This is a genomic window from Lelliottia sp. 7254-16, from assembly GCF_002922995.1.
Classification (GTDB): Bacteria; Pseudomonadota; Gammaproteobacteria; order Enterobacterales; family Enterobacteriaceae; genus Enterobacter; species Enterobacter jeotgali.
Map to the genome: position 1 here is coordinate 301372 of NZ_PQVS01000003.1, position 17347 is coordinate 318718.

At 50.9% G+C, this 17347-nt stretch carries 18 protein-coding genes and 5 tRNA genes; 3 read left to right on the plus strand and 20 right to left on the minus strand.

Annotated features, from left to right (window positions below):
- The first annotated feature begins 159 nt into the window (after window positions 1-159).
- A complete protein-coding gene (gpmA, locus tag C3708_RS06305) occupies window positions 160-912 on the plus strand; it encodes a 2,3-diphosphoglycerate-dependent phosphoglycerate mutase (RefSeq protein ID WP_102105244.1) in 753 nt (250 codons plus the stop codon).
- A gap of 62 nt (window positions 913-974) precedes the next feature.
- Here gpmA and aroG read toward each other — a convergent pair whose 3' ends face one another.
- On the minus strand, window positions 975-2027 hold the full coding sequence (aroG, locus tag C3708_RS06310; protein WP_103948781.1) for a 3-deoxy-7-phosphoheptulonate synthase AroG: 1053 nt from the start codon (window positions 2025-2027) through the stop codon (window positions 975-977).
- A gap of 317 nt (window positions 2028-2344) precedes the next feature.
- On the opposite strand from aroG, the gene C3708_RS06315 reads away from it, so the two are divergent.
- Complete coding sequence (locus tag C3708_RS06315; protein WP_095281291.1) at window positions 2345-2713, plus strand: protein YbgS; 369 nt, start codon at window positions 2345-2347, stop codon at window positions 2711-2713.
- A 107-nt stretch (window positions 2714-2820) separates the two neighbouring features.
- Complete coding sequence (gene zitB, locus C3708_RS06320) at window positions 2821-3759, plus strand: CDF family zinc transporter ZitB (RefSeq protein ID WP_103946966.1); 939 nt, start codon at window positions 2821-2823, stop codon at window positions 3757-3759.
- On the opposite strand, the gene pnuC is transcribed toward zitB, so the two are convergent.
- The 19 genes from pnuC to C3708_RS06420 form a co-directional block, all read right to left on the minus strand.
- Complete coding sequence (gene pnuC / locus C3708_RS06325) at window positions 3756-4475, minus strand: nicotinamide riboside transporter PnuC (protein ID WP_103948782.1); 720 nt, start codon at window positions 4473-4475, stop codon at window positions 3756-3758. The two genes, zitB and pnuC, sit on opposite strands and share 4 nt — an antisense overlap.
- A 37-nt stretch (window positions 4476-4512) precedes the next feature.
- Window positions 4513-5556: a quinolinate synthase NadA gene (gene nadA / locus C3708_RS06330; RefSeq protein WP_103948783.1), complete on the minus strand. Its 1044-nt coding sequence runs from the start codon at window positions 5554-5556 to the stop codon at window positions 4513-4515.
- 195 nt (window positions 5557-5751) lie between these two features.
- Window positions 5752-5827 (minus strand) — tRNA-Lys (locus C3708_RS06335).
- Between the two features lie 29 nt (window positions 5828-5856).
- A tRNA-Lys gene (locus C3708_RS06340) sits at window positions 5857-5932 on the minus strand.
- 40 nt (window positions 5933-5972) lie between these two features.
- Window positions 5973-6048, minus strand: a tRNA-Lys gene (locus tag C3708_RS06345).
- Window positions 6049-6051: 3 nt separating this feature from the next.
- A tRNA-Val gene (locus tag C3708_RS06350) sits at window positions 6052-6127 on the minus strand.
- Window positions 6128-6163: 36 nt separating this feature from the next.
- Window positions 6164-6239: transfer RNA gene (locus C3708_RS06355), tRNA-Lys, on the minus strand.
- 162 nt (window positions 6240-6401) lie between these two features.
- Window positions 6402-7196: a cell division protein CpoB gene (gene cpoB / locus C3708_RS06360; protein WP_095281287.1), complete on the minus strand. Its 795-nt coding sequence runs from the start codon at window positions 7194-7196 to the stop codon at window positions 6402-6404.
- A 9-nt stretch (window positions 7197-7205) separates the two neighbouring features.
- The gene (gene pal, locus C3708_RS06365) at window positions 7206-7727 is read right to left on the minus strand and encodes a peptidoglycan-associated lipoprotein Pal (protein WP_003858578.1); all 522 of its coding nucleotides are present in this window, start codon (window positions 7725-7727) and stop codon (window positions 7206-7208) included.
- 35 nt (window positions 7728-7762) lie between these two features.
- Window positions 7763-9055 carry a Tol-Pal system beta propeller repeat protein TolB gene (gene tolB, locus C3708_RS06370; protein ID WP_095281286.1) on the minus strand — a complete coding sequence of 431 codons (1293 nt, stop codon included), beginning with the start codon at window positions 9053-9055 and terminating at the stop codon, window positions 7763-7765.
- 134 nt (window positions 9056-9189) lie between these two features.
- Window positions 9190-10458, minus strand: a complete 1269-nt coding sequence (gene tolA, locus C3708_RS06375) for a cell envelope integrity protein TolA (protein WP_095281285.1) — start codon at window positions 10456-10458, stop codon at window positions 9190-9192.
- 28 nt (window positions 10459-10486) lie between these two features.
- Complete coding sequence (tolR, locus tag C3708_RS06380; protein WP_095281284.1) at window positions 10487-10915, minus strand: colicin uptake protein TolR; 429 nt, start codon at window positions 10913-10915, stop codon at window positions 10487-10489.
- 3 nt (window positions 10916-10918) lie between these two features.
- The gene (gene tolQ, locus C3708_RS06385) at window positions 10919-11611 is read right to left on the minus strand and encodes a Tol-Pal system protein TolQ (RefSeq protein ID WP_095281283.1); all 693 of its coding nucleotides are present in this window, start codon (window positions 11609-11611) and stop codon (window positions 10919-10921) included.
- Window positions 11608-12012 carry a tol-pal system-associated acyl-CoA thioesterase gene (gene ybgC, locus C3708_RS06390; protein WP_032617092.1) on the minus strand — a complete coding sequence of 135 codons (405 nt, stop codon included), beginning with the start codon at window positions 12010-12012 and terminating at the stop codon, window positions 11608-11610. The genes tolQ and ybgC overlap by 4 nt, the downstream gene beginning before the upstream one ends.
- 149 nt (window positions 12013-12161) lie before the next feature.
- Window positions 12162-12446: a cyd operon protein YbgE gene (gene ybgE, locus C3708_RS06395; protein ID WP_095281282.1), complete on the minus strand. Its 285-nt coding sequence runs from the start codon at window positions 12444-12446 to the stop codon at window positions 12162-12164.
- A 133-nt stretch (window positions 12447-12579) separates the two neighbouring features.
- The gene (gene cydX / locus C3708_RS06405; protein ID WP_095281280.1) at window positions 12580-12693 is read right to left on the minus strand and encodes a cytochrome bd-I oxidase subunit CydX; all 114 of its coding nucleotides are present in this window, start codon (window positions 12691-12693) and stop codon (window positions 12580-12582) included.
- 14 nt (window positions 12694-12707) lie between these two features.
- Window positions 12708-13847, minus strand: a complete 1140-nt coding sequence (gene cydB, locus C3708_RS06410; RefSeq protein WP_095281279.1) for a cytochrome d ubiquinol oxidase subunit II — start codon at window positions 13845-13847, stop codon at window positions 12708-12710.
- A 15-nt stretch (window positions 13848-13862) separates the two neighbouring features.
- Window positions 13863-15431 carry a cytochrome ubiquinol oxidase subunit I gene (cydA, locus tag C3708_RS06415; RefSeq protein ID WP_095281278.1) on the minus strand — a complete coding sequence of 523 codons (1569 nt, stop codon included), beginning with the start codon at window positions 15429-15431 and terminating at the stop codon, window positions 13863-13865.
- Between the two features lie 796 nt (window positions 15432-16227).
- Complete coding sequence (locus tag C3708_RS06420) at window positions 16228-16983, minus strand: oligogalacturonate-specific porin KdgM family protein (protein WP_095281277.1); 756 nt, start codon at window positions 16981-16983, stop codon at window positions 16228-16230.
- Window positions 16984-17347: the final 364 nt, after the last annotated feature.

The following is a 17347-nucleotide window of genomic DNA, read 5'->3' on the forward strand; positions in this document are numbered from 1 at the left end:
TAGCGCCGATCGCAGACAAAATCATAACCCTCAATTCACAAGCATCTTACACTGAGACACTATTTTCGCTATGGTTAGGGTTAAGCGTTGCCGCCTGAGCGATCACGGCAATATAATGAGAATTGTTATCATTCTAATGGTTCTTTTGAGGAGAGAGATATGGCTGTAACTAAGCTGGTTCTGGTGCGCCACGGCGAAAGCCAGTGGAATAACGAAAACCGTTTCACCGGTTGGTATGATGTTGATCTGTCTGAGAAAGGGGTCAGCGAAGCAAAAGCTGCAGGTAAACTGCTGAAAGATGAAGGCTTCAGCTTCGATTTTGCTTATACCTCTGTGCTGAAACGTGCCATCCACACTCTGTGGAACGTGCTGGACGAACTGGACCAGGCCTGGCTGCCGGTTGAGAAATCCTGGAAACTGAACGAGCGTCACTACGGTGCGCTGCAGGGTCTGAACAAAGCCGAAACCGCTGAGAAGTACGGTGACGAGCAGGTTAAGCAATGGCGTCGTGGTTTTGCGGTGACTCCACCAGAACTGACTAAAGATGATGAGCGTTACCCAGGCCACGATCCGCGTTACGCGAAACTGACCGATGCAGAGCTGCCGCAGACTGAAAGCCTGGCGCTGACCATCGATCGCGTTGTGCCTTACTGGAACGACACCATTCTGCCACGCATCAAAAGCGGTGAGCGCGTGATCGTTGCGGCTCACGGTAACTCCCTGCGTGCGCTGGTGAAATACCTGGATAAAATGGGCGAAGACGAAATCCTCGAACTGAACATCCCAACGGGCGTGCCGCTGGTGTATGAGTTCGATGAAAACTTCAACCCAATCAAACGTTACTACCTGGGCAACGCTGACGAAATCGCAGCGAAAGCGGCGGCAGTAGCTAACCAGGGTAAAGCGAAGTAATTTTTCGCCAGACATAAAAAAAGCGTGGAGCAATCCACGCTTTTTTATTGCCTGCAAAAGAGTTACGCGCGGCGCGCTTTTACCGCATTCGCCAGTTGACGCAGGATCGCGTCGGTATCTTCCCAACCAATGCAGGCATCGGTAACGCTCTTACCGTATACCAGCGGCTCTCCGCTCTCCAGGTTCTGATTGCCTTCCACCAGATGGCTTTCAATCATCACGCCGATCACAGCTTTCTCGCCGTTTACCAGCTGCTGGCACACGTCCGCGCCCACTTCCATCTGCTTTTTAAACTGCTTGCTGGAGTTGGCATGGCTGAAATCGATCATCACGTTCGGTGACAGACCGGCTTTTTCGAGGCCCGATTTCACTTCGGCGACGTGTTTTGCGCTGTAGTTTGGTTCTTTACCGCCACGCAGAATGATATGGCAGTCGCCGTTCCCGCTGGTATTCACGATAGCCGAGTGGCCCCATTTGGTCACAGACAGGAAGCAGTGCGGCGCACCGGCAGCATTGATTGCATCAATGGCCACTTTCATGGTCCCGTCGGTGCCGTTTTTGAACCCGACCGGGCAAGACAGGCCGGATGCCAGCTCGCGGTGAACCTGAGATTCCGTGGTACGCGCACCAATCGCGCCCCAGCTCATCAAATCAGCCAGGTATTGCGGGGTGATCATATCCAAAAACTCGCCCGCTGCCGGTAAACCGCTGTCATTAATTTCCAGCAGCAGTTTGCGCGCGATGCGCAGGCCGTCGTTGATCTGGAAGCTATTGTCCATATGCGGATCGTTGATCAGCCCTTTCCAGCCCACGGTGGTACGCGGTTTTTCAAAATAGACGCGCATGACGATTTCCAGCTCGCCTTTTAGCTCCTCACGCAGCGTCAGCAGACGCGCAGCATATTCTTTCGCCGCCGCAGGATCGTGGATGGAGCAAGGCCCGATCACCACCAGCAGGCGATCGTCATTACCTTTCAGGATCTTGTGGATCGCTTTGCGGGCATGGGAAACCGTATTGGCGGCATTTTCAGTGGCGGGGAATTTTTCAAGGAGCGCTACAGGCGGTAATAACTCATTGATCTCTTTAATGCGTAAATCGTCGTTCTGATAATTCATGATCGTTCCGGCTCTGACATATTTTTATTAATGAATGCAATCCTTTCAATCTAACTTGTCAGCCTGGAAGTGTAAACGGGCTTTTACACTTCACACGGATAATTCCTGGAATTCCCCTAAAAAACGCGACAAAGTAGCGAATAACGAGATCTGCCCTAAACTTTTTAAATGTAACCACTCTATTTATGCATTTTAACGTGATTCCATTCTGACATAAGTTCAGTTACTGGAATCTTTGACCATTGAGCGAATACTTTCGCGTATGCACTGTTGGAAGAAGTTATCCAGCACATAACGACCAGAACAGGAGCAGCATGATGAAAATGACTAAACTGGCAACCCTTTTTCTGACCGCCACCTTAACCCTGGCAAGCGGGGCAGCACTGGCCGCAGACTCGGCGGGTTCCGACAGCAACGGCCAGGCTAACGCCGCTGCCGCTGCTGGCCAGGAAGCACCGGACGCCAAACAGAATTTGGCACCGAATAATGTTGATAACAACAACATCAATACCGGCAGCGGAACGAGCGGCGGTACTATGCTTCACCCGAACGGGACCGACTCGGGGACCATGAACCATGACGGTATGACCAAAGATGAAGTGCACAAAAATTCGATGTGTAAAGATGGGAAATGCCCGGATAAAAGCATCGATAGCGACACTAAAACCGACGGCACCACGCAGTAATATCAGCCCGATCGGATAAATGAAGGGGAGCGAAAGCTCCCCTTTCTTTTTTGTGCAAAATGTTAAAAAATCTACCCTTAGAATAATAAATCATCAGGACAGAGTTCATGGCGCACACGCATTCTCATTCGCACTCTTCGGGGGACGAAAACGCTAAACGTCTGATGCTGGCTTTCGGCATCACGGCTTCGTTTATGGTTATCGAGGTTGTCGGCGGACTTATTTCTGGTTCACTGGCCCTGCTGGCGGATGCGGGTCATATGCTCACTGACGCCGCCGCACTGCTGTTCGCGTTAATCGCCGTGCAATTTGCCCGCCGTCCACCTAATGCACGCCATACGTTTGGCTGGCTGCGCCTGACCACACTCGCCGCTTTCGTCAATGCCATTGCGCTGGTAGTGATTACTGTCTTAATCGTCTGGGAAGCCTTCCAGCGTTTCCGCCATCCGCAGCCTGTTGCCGGAATGACGATGATGGTGATTGCCGTCGCCGGGTTGCTGGCTAATATTCTTGCGTTCTGGATTTTGCATCGTGGCAGTAGCGAGAAAAACCTAAATGTACGTGCGGCGGCGCTGCACGTGCTGGGCGATCTGCTGGGATCAGTAGGTGCTATTGTCGCGGCACTGGTAATTATCTACACCGGCTGGACGCCTATCGACCCTATTCTGTCGGTACTGGTCTCGTGCCTGGTGCTGCGCAGCGCATGGGGATTATTAAAAGAGAGTGTGAACGAACTGCTGGAAGGCGCGCCGGTGTCACTGGATATTCCGGCGCTAAAACGCAAAATGTGCCGGGATATCCCGGAAGTGCGCGATGTACATCATGTTCACGTCTGGCTGGTCGGTGAGAAACCGGTGATGACCCTGCACGTACAGGTCATTCCGCCGCACGATCACGATGCTCTGCTGGGGCGTATCCAACATTTCCTGGAACATCATTACGAAATTTCACACGCCACCATCCAGATGGAGTATCAGACCTGCAACGGGTCGGACTGCCATCTCAATGAGACACAGTCCGACCATTCACACCATCACCACCATTAACTGGACAGCGCGTGGGAGCCACGCTGACGCGCGCTGTTAATCCACATCCGGCTGCCGTTCAGGGCGATAAAGGTGAGCAGGAGATATTCCAGCGACATGGCGTAGACGCCCTGCAACGCGAAAATCACCACGCTAATGACGTTGATGATCACCCACAACAGCCAGTTCTCTACGTACTTACGCGTCATCAGGATCATCGCGGCGATAGACAGCACCATCATGCTGGAATCCCAGAACGGGAAAGCATCTGGCTGAAGTTCAGGCATTGTGACGTTCAAACCCAGGCTGGACATCACCGACACCGCAATGCGGGTCAGGAAACCAAACACCGGGTTGATGAAGACTGTCATCAGACCAATCGCCACCACGCAAGCTACAAGCCAGGCGATAGCCTTTGGTAAAGGCAGCCAGCGAATCTGTAGCTCGGCTTCCTTCTCACTGTTTTGCCTCGACCAGGCGTACCAGCCGTAGATGTTCGCGGCGAAGAAAAACAGCTGCAACAGCAGGCTCGCATAGAGCTGAATCTGGAAAAAGATAATCGCAAACAGCGTGACGTTAATCAGGCCAAATGCATAGTTGCTTATCTTCTCCAGACTCGCCAGCCAGATGCAGAGCAACCCTGCCAGCGTACCGATGGCTTCAATCCATGACAGGTCGTAGCCGCCCGCCCCGATCGGTATGTGAACCAGGATGTTCTGCGTGCTAAAAAAATCCATCTTTTCCCCAGAGCGTAGTGATACGCGTTATCTCATCTCAGGAGCGTAGTGTAGCCGCAAAATCGAGCATGCGGTTAAGCGGAATTAACGCGCCCTCACGCAACGCAGCGTCGACATGGATTTCATGTGCCGCTCCGCCAGATTCCAGCCCTTCAGCAATCGCCTTGAGGCCATTCATAGCCATCCACGGACAGTGTGCGCAGCTACGGCAGGTGGCCCCTTCTCCGGCGGTCGGCGCTTCGAACAACTCTTTGTCCGGTACCGCCTGCTGCATTTTATAAAAGATGCCGCGATCGGTGGCGACAATCAGTTTCTGGTTCGGCAGGGTTTTCGCCGCATTAATCAGTTGACTGGTGGAGCCGACCGCATCTGCCATGTCGACCACCGACTGTGGAGATTCAGGATGCACCAGAATCGCCGCTTCAGGATAGAGGGCTTTCATGCGCGCCAACGCCTGAGTTTTGAACTCGTCGTGCACAATACACGCACCCTGCCAGCACAGCACGTCTGCGCCAGTTTGCTTCTGCACGTAATTGCCCAGATGCTTATCCGGTGCCCAGATGATTTTTTGCCCCAGACTGTCCAGATGCTCAATGAGTTCAACCGCGATGCTGGAAGTAACCACCCAGTCAGCGCGCGCTTTCACGGCAGCAGACGTGTTGGCGTACACGACGACCGTACGGTCTGGGTGGGCATCGCAAAACGCGCTGAATTCGTCGATCGGACAGCCTAAATCCAGAGAGCACTCCGCATTGAGCGTAGGCATCAGGATGGTTTTTTCCGGGCTGAGGATTTTCGCCGTCTCACCCATGAAGCGTACGCCCGCAACGAGCAGCGTTGAGGCAGGATGTTTCGCCCCAAAACGCGCCATCTCAAGAGAATCGGAGATACAGCCGCCGGTCTCTTCCGCCAGCTGCTGGATTTCGGGATCGGTATAGTAATGCGCGACCATCACCGCATCTCGCTCCTTCAACAGGCGCTTGATTTTTTCACGGTAAAACTCTTTTTCGTCCCGATTGAGTGGCACGGGTTTCGGCGGGAAAGGATAGATTGCGGCTTCAGGATCAAACATCACGCTCATCATTGCTTCTCGTTTTACTGGCTTAACAATAATGTCTCTCTTTTGCGTTCTGAACGAAAGATATGACAATTGTGTTTTGTATACTAAACAAGATAGCGCGTTGAGCGGAAAAAGTCACAATATTTGGATAGCAAAAAGGCGCCTTTAGGGCGCCTTTTTACATAGAGATTTAACATCAAGTCACAATGCTAAAATTGGTGGGTCGTGCAGGATTCGAACCTGCGACCAATTGATTAAAAGTCAACTGCTCTACCAACTGAGCTAACGACCCCTTTCGGGACTTGCAAATTGTATTCAGGCTGGTGGGGCGTGCAGGATTCGAACCTGCGACCAATTGATTAAAAGTCAACTGCTCTACCAACTGAGCTAACGCCCCTTCCGGGTGCTGCCTGAATTTTCACTTAAAACTGTAGTATTGGTGGGGCGTGCAGGATTCGAACCTGCGACCAATTGATTAAAAGTCAACTGCTCTACCAACTGAGCTAACGCCCCAAATGGTGGGTGATGACGGGCTCGAACCGCCGACCCCCTCCGTGTAAAGGAGGTGCTCTACCAACTGAGCTAATCACCCAACGCATACTACCGGGTACTACAGGAAAATCTTAAGTGGTGGGTCGTGCAGGATTCGAACCTGCGACCAATTGATTAAAAGTCAACTGCTCTACCAACTGAGCTAACGACCCACTTTTTTCGCGGCTTTCGGGCTGTTCGATATCCCTTGGCAACGGCGGCATATATTACTGATTTAAGAATTCAGCGCAACAAAAATTTCGACGAAGATCACTTAACTGCTTACGAATCAGGCAGCACGACCAGAAATAATGCGATTTCTGGTCATGCGACACTCAACCCATCGATCCAAGACGTTTTTGCGCTTGTTTTGCACCTTCGGTGCCAGGGTACTTCGTGACCACCTGCTGATAAACGGCCTTCGCTTTCGCGCTGTCGCCTTTATCCTGCATGATGACGCCGACCTTAAACATGGCATCAGGCGCTTTAGGTGATTTTGGGTAATTTTTCACCACGGAGGCAAAATAGAACGCAGCATCATCCTTTTTCCCCTTGTTGTAATTCAACTGACCGAGCCAGTAATTGGCATTCGGCTGATACGTTGAATCCGGGTACTTTTTCACGAAGTTCTGAAACGCCGCGATAGCATCGTCCTGACGCGATTTATCCTGTACCAGGGCAATGGCTGCGTTGTAGTCAGTATTCGCGTCACCGCTCTGTACAGGAGCACCTGTTGAGGCTGACGCATCTGCCGATGGCGCTGGAGTGGCTGTCGCCGCCCCGCTCTGATCGCCAGCCGCAGGTTGCGCCGCAGCACCACCGCTGCTCATGCCGTCGATCTGCAACAGGATCTGCTTCTGACGCTCGACAACCTGGTTCAACTGGTACTGACTTTCCTGAATCTGACCACGGAGAGAATCAATATCGTTTTGGTTATCGGAGAGTTGCTGCTGGAGTTGGGTTAAAAGCTGACTATGAGCGTTAGAAATACGCTCGAGTTGAGTGACGCGGTCTTCGACCGAGCCGGAGCCGACACTACTGATTGGTGCCTGAGCAAAAGCGGCCCAGGGGGCCGCTATTCCAACCAGTAACGACAGACTCAATAGTTGATGTCTGAAGTTACTGCTCATGCAATTCTCTTAGTAAACCAGTACGGCACGACGGTTTTTGGAGTAAGCCGCTTCGTCATGACCCAGTACTGCAGGTTTTTCTTTACCGTAAGAAACGATGGAGATCTGGTCAGCAGAAACGCCTTTACCCTGCAGGTACATCTTAACGGCGTTTGCACGACGCTCACCCAGGGAGATGTTGTACTCAGGAGTACCACGTTCGTCCGCATGACCTTCTACGGTGACTTTGTAAGATGGGTTGCTACGCAGGAAGTTTGCGTGCGCATCCAGCATCGCAGCGAAGTCAGAACGGATGTCATACTTGTCCAGATCGAAGTAAACAATGTTGTTCTGCTGCAGCTGCTGCATCTGAAGACGCGCTTGCTCTTCAGAAGACATGTTGCCGTTACCGTTAGCGTCCATACCAGTGCCGGCACCCATCATGCCTTCGCCGCTCTGGTCGTTGCTTGCATTCTTGTTGGAAGAACACGCCGCGATTGCCATTACAGGCAGAGCGATCATCAGCCCCTTCAGCACTTTGTTCAGTTGCATTTCTAAGATTCCTTTAGTAATCAATTAATTATTATTTACAGATACGGCGACCAGGCAGGTGATTTTACCTGTCCATCAGTTGCCGGAATACGCGCTTTGAAACGCCCATCTGTAGAAACCAGATTCAGCACAGATCCCATCCCCTGAGAAGAGCTGTAGATTACCATCGTGCCGTTAGGTGCCAGACTTGGCGTTTCATCCAGGAACGTTGACGATAAAACTTGCACGCCACCCGTTACCAGATCTTGTTTGGCAATGTGCTGCTGACCACCAGCAGAACTGACCATTACCATAAATTTACCATCACTGCTTACGTCAGAATCCTGGTTTTGTGAACCTTCCCAGGTGATGCGCTGCGGTGCACCGCCATTCACATTGACTTTGTATACCTGTGGGCGGCCCGCCTGGTCAGACGTGAACGCCAGATTCTGGCTGTCCGGGAACCAGGTTGGTTCAGTGTTGTTGCTACGACCATCAGTCACCTGACGGATCTGGCCGGAACCGATATCCATCACGTAGAGGTTCAGGCTGCCTGTTTTAGACAGAGCAAATGCCAGTTTAGAACCATCCGGTGAGAATGCAGGCGCACCGTTGTGACGTGGGAACGAAGCCACCTGACGCACAGCGCCGTTGGACAGCGTCTGGATAACCAGTGCTGAACGACCACTTTCGAAGGTCACGTAAGCCAGTTTAGAACCATCCGGTGACCATGCCGGAGACATCAGCGGCTGCGGTGAACGGTGTACGGTGAACTGGTTATAACCATCGTAGTCAGACACGCGCAGTTCATACGGGAACTGGCCGCCGTTAGTCTGAACAACATAAGCGATACGGGTACGGAAGGCACCTTTAATACCGGTCAGCTTCTCGAACACTTCATCACTCGCAGTGTGACCCGCGTAGCGAAGCCACTGCTTATTCACTTTATACGAGTTCTGCGCCAGAACGGTACCTGGCGCGCCACCAGTATCTACCAGTTGATACGCCACGGTGTAGCCACCGTCCGGATTCGGAGTCACCTGACCCACAACCACGGCATCAATACCCAGTGCAGACCAGGCAGCAGGCTGAACTTCCTGAGCGGTACCCGGCTGCTGCGGCAGACGAGAACGATCTAATGGATTGAATTTGCCGCTGTTACGCAAGTCAGCCGCAACAATGCCGCCAACATCTTCAGGTGCAGCGCCAGGGCCTGCCCACTGGAACGGAACAACGCCAATTGGACGCGCGGAGTCCACCCCTTGGGTGATCTCAATGCGTACCTCTGCGTGCAGCACAGCTGCCCACAGCATAAAGAAACTTACTGCAACACGTAATGCCTGCTTCATCATATCTCCCTTATCTGGGTAACCTTACCCACGATAATTTAGCAGAATGTTAACAAACTCAAATAGACAAAACTACCAGAACCCTGTGACTAAACCTGGTCTATTTTTCCCCGTTTGCACGGAGAAATTGTGACTTAAGGTTTAAAGTCCAGCGGCGCATTTTTAAAGACTTCATAGACGGCTTGCGAAGGTGGTTTTGGCATCTTCGCCTGACGTGCCGCTGCTAGCGCAGCAGTACACAGGGCCGGATCGCCACCTTCGGACTGAATATCAAGTAACATGCCATCCGGTGCCAGTTTTATCCGCAGCGTACACGTTTTACCGGCATAAGATGAAGCATCATAAAATCGACTTTCAATCGCTGATTTAATCTGCGAGGCATAGCCATTGATTTCAGCGCCTGAAGCGCCGTTATTCTTAGTGTTACCACTTCCTGCAGGCGACGCGTTACTTCCTTTCGCCCCGCCGCCCGTTTTCGGTGCATTCTTACCTGAACTCAGGTCACCGAAAAGGTCGTCAACATCTGATGCTGAAGCTTTCTCCGAGGCGGCTTTTTTGGCCGCGGCAGCTTTGGCGGCTGCTGCTTTATCGGCAGCAGCTTTCTTATCTGCAGCGGCTTTTTCTGCGGCAGCGGCTTTTTTGTCGGCCGCAGCCTTCTCAGCAGCGGCGGCTTTTTCAGCCGCGGCCTTCTCTGCTGCAGCCGCTTTCTTCGCAGCATCGGCAGCGGCTTTCTTCTCCGCCTCCTGAGCTGCTTTCTTCGCGGTTTCTGCTTCAGCTTTCTTCTGTGCATCAGCGGCCGCTTTCTTCGCCGCTTCTGCTTGTGCTTTTTTCTCTGCGTCAGCAGCCGCTTTCTTCACGGCTTCGGCTTCAGCGACTTTTTGTGCATCAGCTGCGGCTTTCTTCGCTGCGTCAGCGGCTTGTTTTGCCTGAGCATCAGCCTTCGCTTTGGCATCCGCTGCGGATTTTGCTGCCGCCTCTTCTGCCTGCTTTTGCTGCTCTTGCGCTTTTTGAGCGGCAGCTTCAGCCTGTTTCTGCTGATCCGCCTGCTCTTTCGCCGCTTCTTGCGCCTGCAAACGTTCTTTCTCGAGCTGCTTCAAACGCTCTTGCTCCGCGGCCTGTTTTTCACGCAGTTCCTCGGCTTGCTGTTGCGCCTGTTTGTCACGCTGCTCTTCAGCTCGTTTTGCACTCGCCTGCTGCTGTTGCTGACGATTATAGTTTTGCACTACCGCGCCGGGATCTACCATGACGGCGTCGATGGAAGAGCCCCCACCACCGCCGGCTGACGCGTCAATGTGCTCATCGAACGAACTCCAGATCAGCACTGCAAAAAGAATCACATGCAGCACTGCGGAGACAATTATCGCTCGCTTAAGCTTGTCGTTTTGTTCGGTTGCCTTTGACACTATCGGTTCCCAAAAACTGTGCAGATGATTAGATCGGTTGCGTCATCAAGCCTACCGACTTAACACCCGCGCTATGTAGCAAGTTCAGCGCTTTAATAATTTCATCGTAAGGCACATCTTTGGCGCCACCGATTAAGAAGACCGTTTTCGGATTTGACTCCAGGCGGCGCTGCGCTTCAGCAATAACCTGCTCTGGCGGCAGCTGATCCATACGATCTTTCTCAACCACAACGCTGTATTGCCCCACGCCGGAAACCTCAATAATGACCGGAGGATCGTCATTGCTGCTTACCGCTTGTGATTCTGTCGCATCCGGCAGATCAACTTCAACGCTCTGGGTAATGATCGGCGCTGTCGCCATAAAGATCAGCAGCAGCACCAGCAACACGTCCAGCAGCGGTACGATATTGATTTCGGACTTAAGTTCGCGACGATTTCGTCCACGCGCTCTGGCCATGGTTTACCCCTTGTTACTCTCGGTGCTGGTAAACGCCTGACGGTGCAGAATCGCCGTGAACTCTTCCATGAAGTTGTCGTAGTTCAGTTCCAGTTTGTTCACGCGCTGGTTCAGTCGGTTATAGGCCATAACCGCCGGAATAGCGGCGAACAGACCGATTGCGGTCGCGATCAGAGCTTCTGCGATACCCGGTGCAACCATTTGCAGCGTAGCCTGTTTAACCGCACCCAATGCGATAAAGGCGTGCATGATCCCCCACACGGTACCAAACAGACCGATATACGGGCTGATAGAACCTACCGTGCCAAGGAACGGGATGTGCGTTTCAAGGGATTCCAGTTCACGGTTCATCGAGATGCGCATAGCACGCGATGCCCCTTCAACGACTGCTTCAGGTGCATGATTGTTAGCACGATGCAGCCGAGCGAACTCTTTGAAACCGCTATAGAAAATTTGTTCGGAGCCTGAAAGGTTCTCACGACGTCCCTGGCTTTCTTGATATAAACGAGAAAGCTCGATACCCGACCAGAACTTGTCTTCAAAGGCTTCGGCTTCACGGCCAGCAGCGTTAAGAATACGGGTTCTCTGGATAATGATGGCCCAGGATGCGATTGAAAAACCAATCAAAATCAACATGATAAGTTTAACCAGAAGGCTAGCCTTCAGGAACAAATCAAGGATATTCATGTCAGTCACTGCTTAAACTCCGCGACAATAGACTTAGGAAGCGCACGAGGCTTCATGATGAGTGGATCAACACAAACAATCAGAACTTCTGCTTCGTTCAAAACTGTGTTCTCTGCGTTGACGATCCGCTGCGTGAAAACCAGTGAGGTTCCGCGCATTGATGTTATTTCCGTTTGGACTTCGAGCATATCGTCGAGTCTGGCGGGTGCAAAATACTCCAGCGTCATCTTGCGTACCACGAAGGCAACTCGCTCAGCCAACAAAACCTGTTGGCTAAAATGATGATGGCGCAGCATCTCAGTGCGTGCCCGTTCATAAAAAGCAACGTAGCTGGCGTGGTAGACCACACCCCCGGCATCGGTATCTTCGTAGTAGACCCTGACCGGCCATCGAAACAGCGTTGTATTCACTTTACATCCTGGTAATGCAACAAAAGTTTAGAGCTTTTAAACTTCGCTACTATACGCGCGGGAATGATGGTTTGGAATGGGGGAAAGTAAACGGAGAGTAAATTTTTATGGGCTCGGGTAAGCCCATAAGATTAACGGACAGTTCTTATTCAGCTAAAGAAAAAAACAAGTCCTGCGAGAAGCACTACATCAGCGATTAACGGGCAGAAAATACCTTGCCAGTGAATGGCTTTCGGGCGAAAGCCGACGCCGTGAATGACGCCTGCGCAAACGGCCCACATGATCAAGAAACCATGCCAGATTTCCAGTTCACTGGTCTTCGCTGCAAAACGCGACGGGTCCCAGAAAATGCAGCCTGCCAGCAGCAATGCCATCACTAAGGAAAGCGCCCTTAGCGGGCGCTTGTCCATTACCGCATAGATATACTTAATCATTCAGGCTGCCTCTTCGTTGGCTGCGTCTGCTCACCCCAGTCACTGACTTGTGTCAGCTCCTGTGGATTCTCAGTCTTGCCGCCTCGACGCAACCAGAATGCTGTCGTATATCGCTTTACGATAACATTCATCATCAGTGCTTTTCTTCACCGGTTTTGGTCGCTTCGATATGTTCAAGCGCCAGCGCGGTAATGACACCAAATGCACAGGCAAGAAGCGTCCCCAAAATCCATGCGAAATACCACATATTCAGCTCCTTACTTAGTACAGGGAATGAGTGTTGCTTTCGATGTCTTCTTTCGTGATACGACCGAACATTTTCCAGTAACACCAGGAGGTGTAGAGCAGGATAATCGGTACGAACACGCAAGCAACATACGTCATCAGGTTAAGCGTCAACTGACTTGACGTCGCATCCCACATGGTCAGGCTCGCATTCATCATGGTGCTGGATGGCATCACGAACGGGAACATCGCAATGCCCGCAGTCAGGATGATGCACGCTAGCGTCAGAGAGGAGAATACGAATGCCCACGCGCCTTTTTCCAGACGAGAGGTCAGCACAGTCAGCAGCGGCAACAACACGCCCAGAGCCGGGATAGCCCACAGCGCAGGAGTATTGTTGAAGTTGACCAGCCATGCACCAGCCTGACGCGCCACTTCTTTGGTCAGCGGGTTAGACGGCGCGGCATGGTTGATTGCAGACGTCACAACATAACCGTCGATACCGTAAACCACCCAAACGCCAGCTAACGCGAAGCAGACCAGCGTCACCAGAGCCGCAACCTGAGCGGTTGCGCGGGAACGCAGATGCAGTTCACCCACAGTACGCATCTGCAGATAAGTCGCACCCTGAGTGATAATCATCGCAACGCTCACCACACCTGCCAGCAGACCAAACGGATTCAGCAGCTGGAAGAAGTTACCGGTGTAGTACAGACGCATATATTCATCGAGGTGGAACGGAACGCCCTGCAACAAGTTGCCGAACGCTACGCCGATCACCAGCGGTGGCACGAAGCTACCGATGAAGATGCCCCAGTCCCACATGTTACGCCAGCGGGTGTCTTCAATCTTAGAACGGTAGTCAAAACCGACCGGACGGAAGAACAAGGACGCCAGTACCAGAATCATCGCGACATAGAAGCCGGAGAACGCAGCTGCGTAAACCATCGGCCAGGCGGCAAACAGTGCGCCGCCCGCGGTGATTAACCACACCTGGTTACCGTCCCAGTGCGGGGCGATGGAGTTGATCATGATTCGACGCTCGGTGTCATTACGACCGAGGAAACGGGTGAGCATGCCCACCCCCATGTCGAAACCGTCAGTGACTGCAAAACCAATCAGTAAAATACCGACCAGCAGCCACCAGATAAAACGCAATACTTCATAATCGATCATTTGACGACTCCTGTCTTAGCGTGCCGGCTGAGTAGTCACAGTGGACTGCTCGTAGTGATAGCGACCGGTTTTCAGGCTGCTCGGGCCGAGGCGTGCGAACTTGAACATCAGGAACAGTTCAGCCACCAGGAACAGGGTGTACAGACCGCAAATCAGCAGCATGGAGAAAATCAGATCCCCTGCAGTCAGCGACGAGTTAGCCACTGCCGTTGGCAGCACCTCACCTATCGCCCAAGGCTGACGGCCATACTCCGCAACAAACCAGCCGGATTCGATAGCAATCCACGGCAGTGGAATACCGTACATCGCAGTACGCAGCAGCCATTTTTTCTGACCGATACGGTTACGAATCACGGACCAGAAGGACGCCGCGATAATCAGCAGCATCAGGATGCCGCAACCAACCATGATACGGAAGGCGAAGTACAGCGGAGCCACGCGAGGAATAGAATCCTTGGTCGCCATCTGAATCTGTGCTTCAGTCGCATCAGAAACGTTCGGCGTATAGCGTTTGAGCAGCAAACCGTAACCCAGGTCTTTCTTCACGTCGTTGAACTGATCGCGAACAGCCTGATCGGTCGAGCCTGAACGCAGCTGTTCCAGCAGCGCGTAAGCTTTCATACCGTTACGGATACGTCCTTCGTGCTGCACCATCAGATCTTTCAGGCCCGTTACCTGCTTATCAACAGAACGGGTGGCGATGATACCCAGCGCGTAAGGGATCTGAATAGCAAAACGGTTTTCCTGTGCATCCTGGTCAGGAATACCAAACAGGGTAAACGCTGCCGGAGCCGGCTGAGTTTCCCATTCGGCTTCAATTGCAGCCAGTTTGGTTTTCTGCACGTCGCCCATTTCGTAACCGGATTCATCACCCAGAACAATAACAGACAGGATTGCCGCCATACCGAAGCTTGCCGCGATGGCAAAGGAGCGTTTGGCGAAAGCGAAGTCACGACCGCGCAGCATATAGTAGGAGCTGATGCCCAGCACGAACATTGCGCCGCAGACATAACCCGAGGCCACAGTGTGAACGAATTTCACCTGAGCAACCGGGTTCAGGACCAGCTCGGCAAAGCTGACCATCTCCATACGCATGGTTTCGAAGTTGAAATCAGACGCGATAGGGTTCTGCATCCAGCCGTTAGCGACCAGAATCCACAGTGCGGACAGGTTGGAGCCTAAGGCCACCAGCCAGGTCACTGCCATGTGCTGAACTTTACCCAGACGGTCCCAACCGAAGAAGAACAGACCTACAAAGGTGGATTCGAGGAAGAAGGCCATCAGACCTTCAATGGCCAGCGGCGCACCGAAGATATCCCCAACGTAGTGAGAATAGTAAGACCAGTTAGTCCCGAACTGGAACTCCATGGTCAGGCCGGTCGCCACGCCCAGCGCAAAGTTGATACCAAACAACTTGCCCCAGAACTTGGTCATATCTTTATAAATCTGTTTGCCGGAAAGGACGTAGACCGTTTCCATGATGGCCAGCAGGAACGCCATACCGAGCGTTAGTGGCACAAAAAGGAAGTGGTACATCGCGGTCAAGGCAAACTGTAAGCGCGACAGTTCGACTATATCTAACATCATGACTCCTTGCTCATCGCATGAAGACTCCGAGAGTGAATCCCTTAGAAAGGGTTCACACACATGCCCCAATACAAAGTTATCTGTTTCCCTTCTTCGTGACCTATTCTTCAAAAGAGGAAAAAGCCATGATGAAAAGTTACAAATACGTTAAGAAAAAACTCTAATTGATCCCGCAAATATAATACGCTGCAAAGCCCTTACAATAAACAGGTTTTTATTGAACGAGATTTACGTTTTACGACGTTGATCAATATATAGCGAATTTACACCTTTTCAGCCAATTTGATCGCGGACAATTTAGCGTCTTTTGGGGTGCATTTCCAAGCATTAAACATTGATTTAAATCAAAAACGCGTGATTCTGTTAAAGGTGTTTAAATGCATTAGCCATAGTAAATACAATGTTAATGATATGTAGATTTGATCACTGCAATGGTTAGCGAATGCGGAATGAGATATAAATAATAGTGATTTTTTTTAACGCTGCTTGTCGTCTCGCTTTATAAAGCTGACAAACATTTAAGGATAGCGGCTTAGACTTCTTTTTCCATTTCGGCAATAGCTCAGCCAAAAATAACATTTATTTTACCCGTCACCACCTTCTAATTAACACCACGCCGTGACTATACCGTTAACGAAATGATCACCGGAACGTGTCCGCCAATCTGTTCGAGTGAATTTTAGACAGATTTGATACTGCGGAAGGTGGCTGCTGCATACTCAAGCAGGCAGAAGAACCGATGTTCATCGCGCATTCCTGCCCGGCAGCTCCGCCAGGCAGGTTTTGCCGCTGCTTAGAGCGTAAACGTCATACCGATGCGGTAACGCGACTCGGCGATACCGTCTTCTCCTTCGTAAAAACCCTGTTTATCCAGGTAATCGTATTCCACATACGGGCTGAACCAGCTGTTCCATTTATAACGTAGCGTAACGGCATTTTCCGTTGCCGATGATTTATCATTCTTATATTTATAATCATCATTAACATGTTTATATATCGTTCCCTGATAGAGTACGCTCCACTGTGGATTAATTTTATAACCCAAATACAGATCCAGACGGTTAACGCTATCCCGATGAGACTCACCGCTGCCATTTACCGTTTCATAAGTATTATAGTCATAGCGATAACGTAAACTTGTATTTAAATCGGCAGTGATTTTATAATTCAGGCGTAAATAGGGCCGGATTTGTGTACCATTGCTGCTCCAGTGATAAATGCCTCCAGGTTGAAAACTCCATTGTTCCGTTAACGGAATCGTGTAATTAGACTCTATTTCATTATAATCTGACTTACTGTCACCCAATGAATGAGCACCGTCCGATTTATCCCCACCATTTGCACCTCTGCCGTTACTTTTATTATTTTTGTTATCGGTTTCGATACTTCCCCACCAGCCACTCTTCCAGCTCTGGCTGACCTTATAGCGCGATTCATATGAGTGACTACCCGCTCTGTAGCCGCCTCTGACGTCAAACGTCAGTGCCTGACAAACAAGCGGACACGCTGTAACACAAGACAGTAATAACCATTGCCATTTTTTCTGCATAATCCATCCCTTGATACTTTATAAGCTGAGATACGCAATATTTACTGCGTTATCACACCGACACCAAACCACAGGGAGGCATAATATTCATTAATTAAAATCGGTCACTCTCATTATTTTAAAAACAAGATCATCCACACACTTTTTATTGAAATAGTGTTTTGTTTTTATATTAGCGAAAAATAGATCATTTTGATAAATGGTTTGAATGAATTAATTCATGGTGTTTATATATTTTTCATATTAATTAATTTTTACCGTATTTAAAAATCTGTGAGCATCATCAAGCACGGGCAGATATATTTCCAATAGCATTAATTGAAATTGCATTTCATTTTTAAAACAACAAAATTTCAACATACTC

Bases quoted from the DNA above. Each gene is read 5' to 3' on its own strand.
- tolR (WP_095281284.1), bottom strand. From the start codon at position 10,915: ATGGCCAGAGCGCGTGGACGAAATCGTCGCGAACTTAAGTCCGAAATC.
- zitB (WP_103946966.1), top strand. From the start codon at position 2,821: ATGGCGCACACGCATTCTCATTCGCACTCTTCGGGGGACGAAAACGCT.
- pal (WP_003858578.1), bottom strand. From the start codon at position 7,727: ATGCAACTGAACAAAGTGCTGAAGGGGCTGATGATCGCTCTGCCTGTA.
- gpmA (WP_102105244.1), top strand. From the start codon at position 160: ATGGCTGTAACTAAGCTGGTTCTGGTGCGCCACGGCGAAAGCCAGTGG.
- nadA (WP_103948783.1), bottom strand. From the start codon at position 5,556: ATGAGCGTGATGTTTGATCCTGAAGCCGCAATCTATCCTTTCCCGCCG.
- pnuC (WP_103948782.1), bottom strand. From the start codon at position 4,475: ATGGATTTTTTTAGCACGCAGAACATCCTGGTTCACATACCGATCGGG.
- tolB (WP_095281286.1), bottom strand. From the start codon at position 9,055: ATGAAGCAGGCATTACGTGTTGCAGTAAGTTTCTTTATGCTGTGGGCA.
- cydA (WP_095281278.1), bottom strand. From the start codon at position 15,431: ATGTTAGATATAGTCGAACTGTCGCGCTTACAGTTTGCCTTGACCGCG.
- C3708_RS06315 (WP_095281291.1), top strand. From the start codon at position 2,345: ATGAAAATGACTAAACTGGCAACCCTTTTTCTGACCGCCACCTTAACC.
- aroG (WP_103948781.1), bottom strand. From the start codon at position 2,027: ATGAATTATCAGAACGACGATTTACGCATTAAAGAGATCAATGAGTTA.
- cydB (WP_095281279.1), bottom strand. From the start codon at position 13,847: ATGATCGATTATGAAGTATTGCGTTTTATCTGGTGGCTGCTGGTCGGT.
- cydX (WP_095281280.1), bottom strand. From the start codon at position 12,693: ATGTGGTATTTCGCATGGATTTTGGGGACGCTTCTTGCCTGTGCATTT.
- ybgE (WP_095281282.1), bottom strand. From the start codon at position 12,446: ATGATTAAGTATATCTATGCGGTAATGGACAAGCGCCCGCTAAGGGCG.
- C3708_RS06420 (WP_095281277.1), bottom strand. From the start codon at position 16,983: ATGCAGAAAAAATGGCAATGGTTATTACTGTCTTGTGTTACAGCGTGT.
- cpoB (WP_095281287.1), bottom strand. From the start codon at position 7,196: ATGAGCAGTAACTTCAGACATCAACTATTGAGTCTGTCGTTACTGGTT.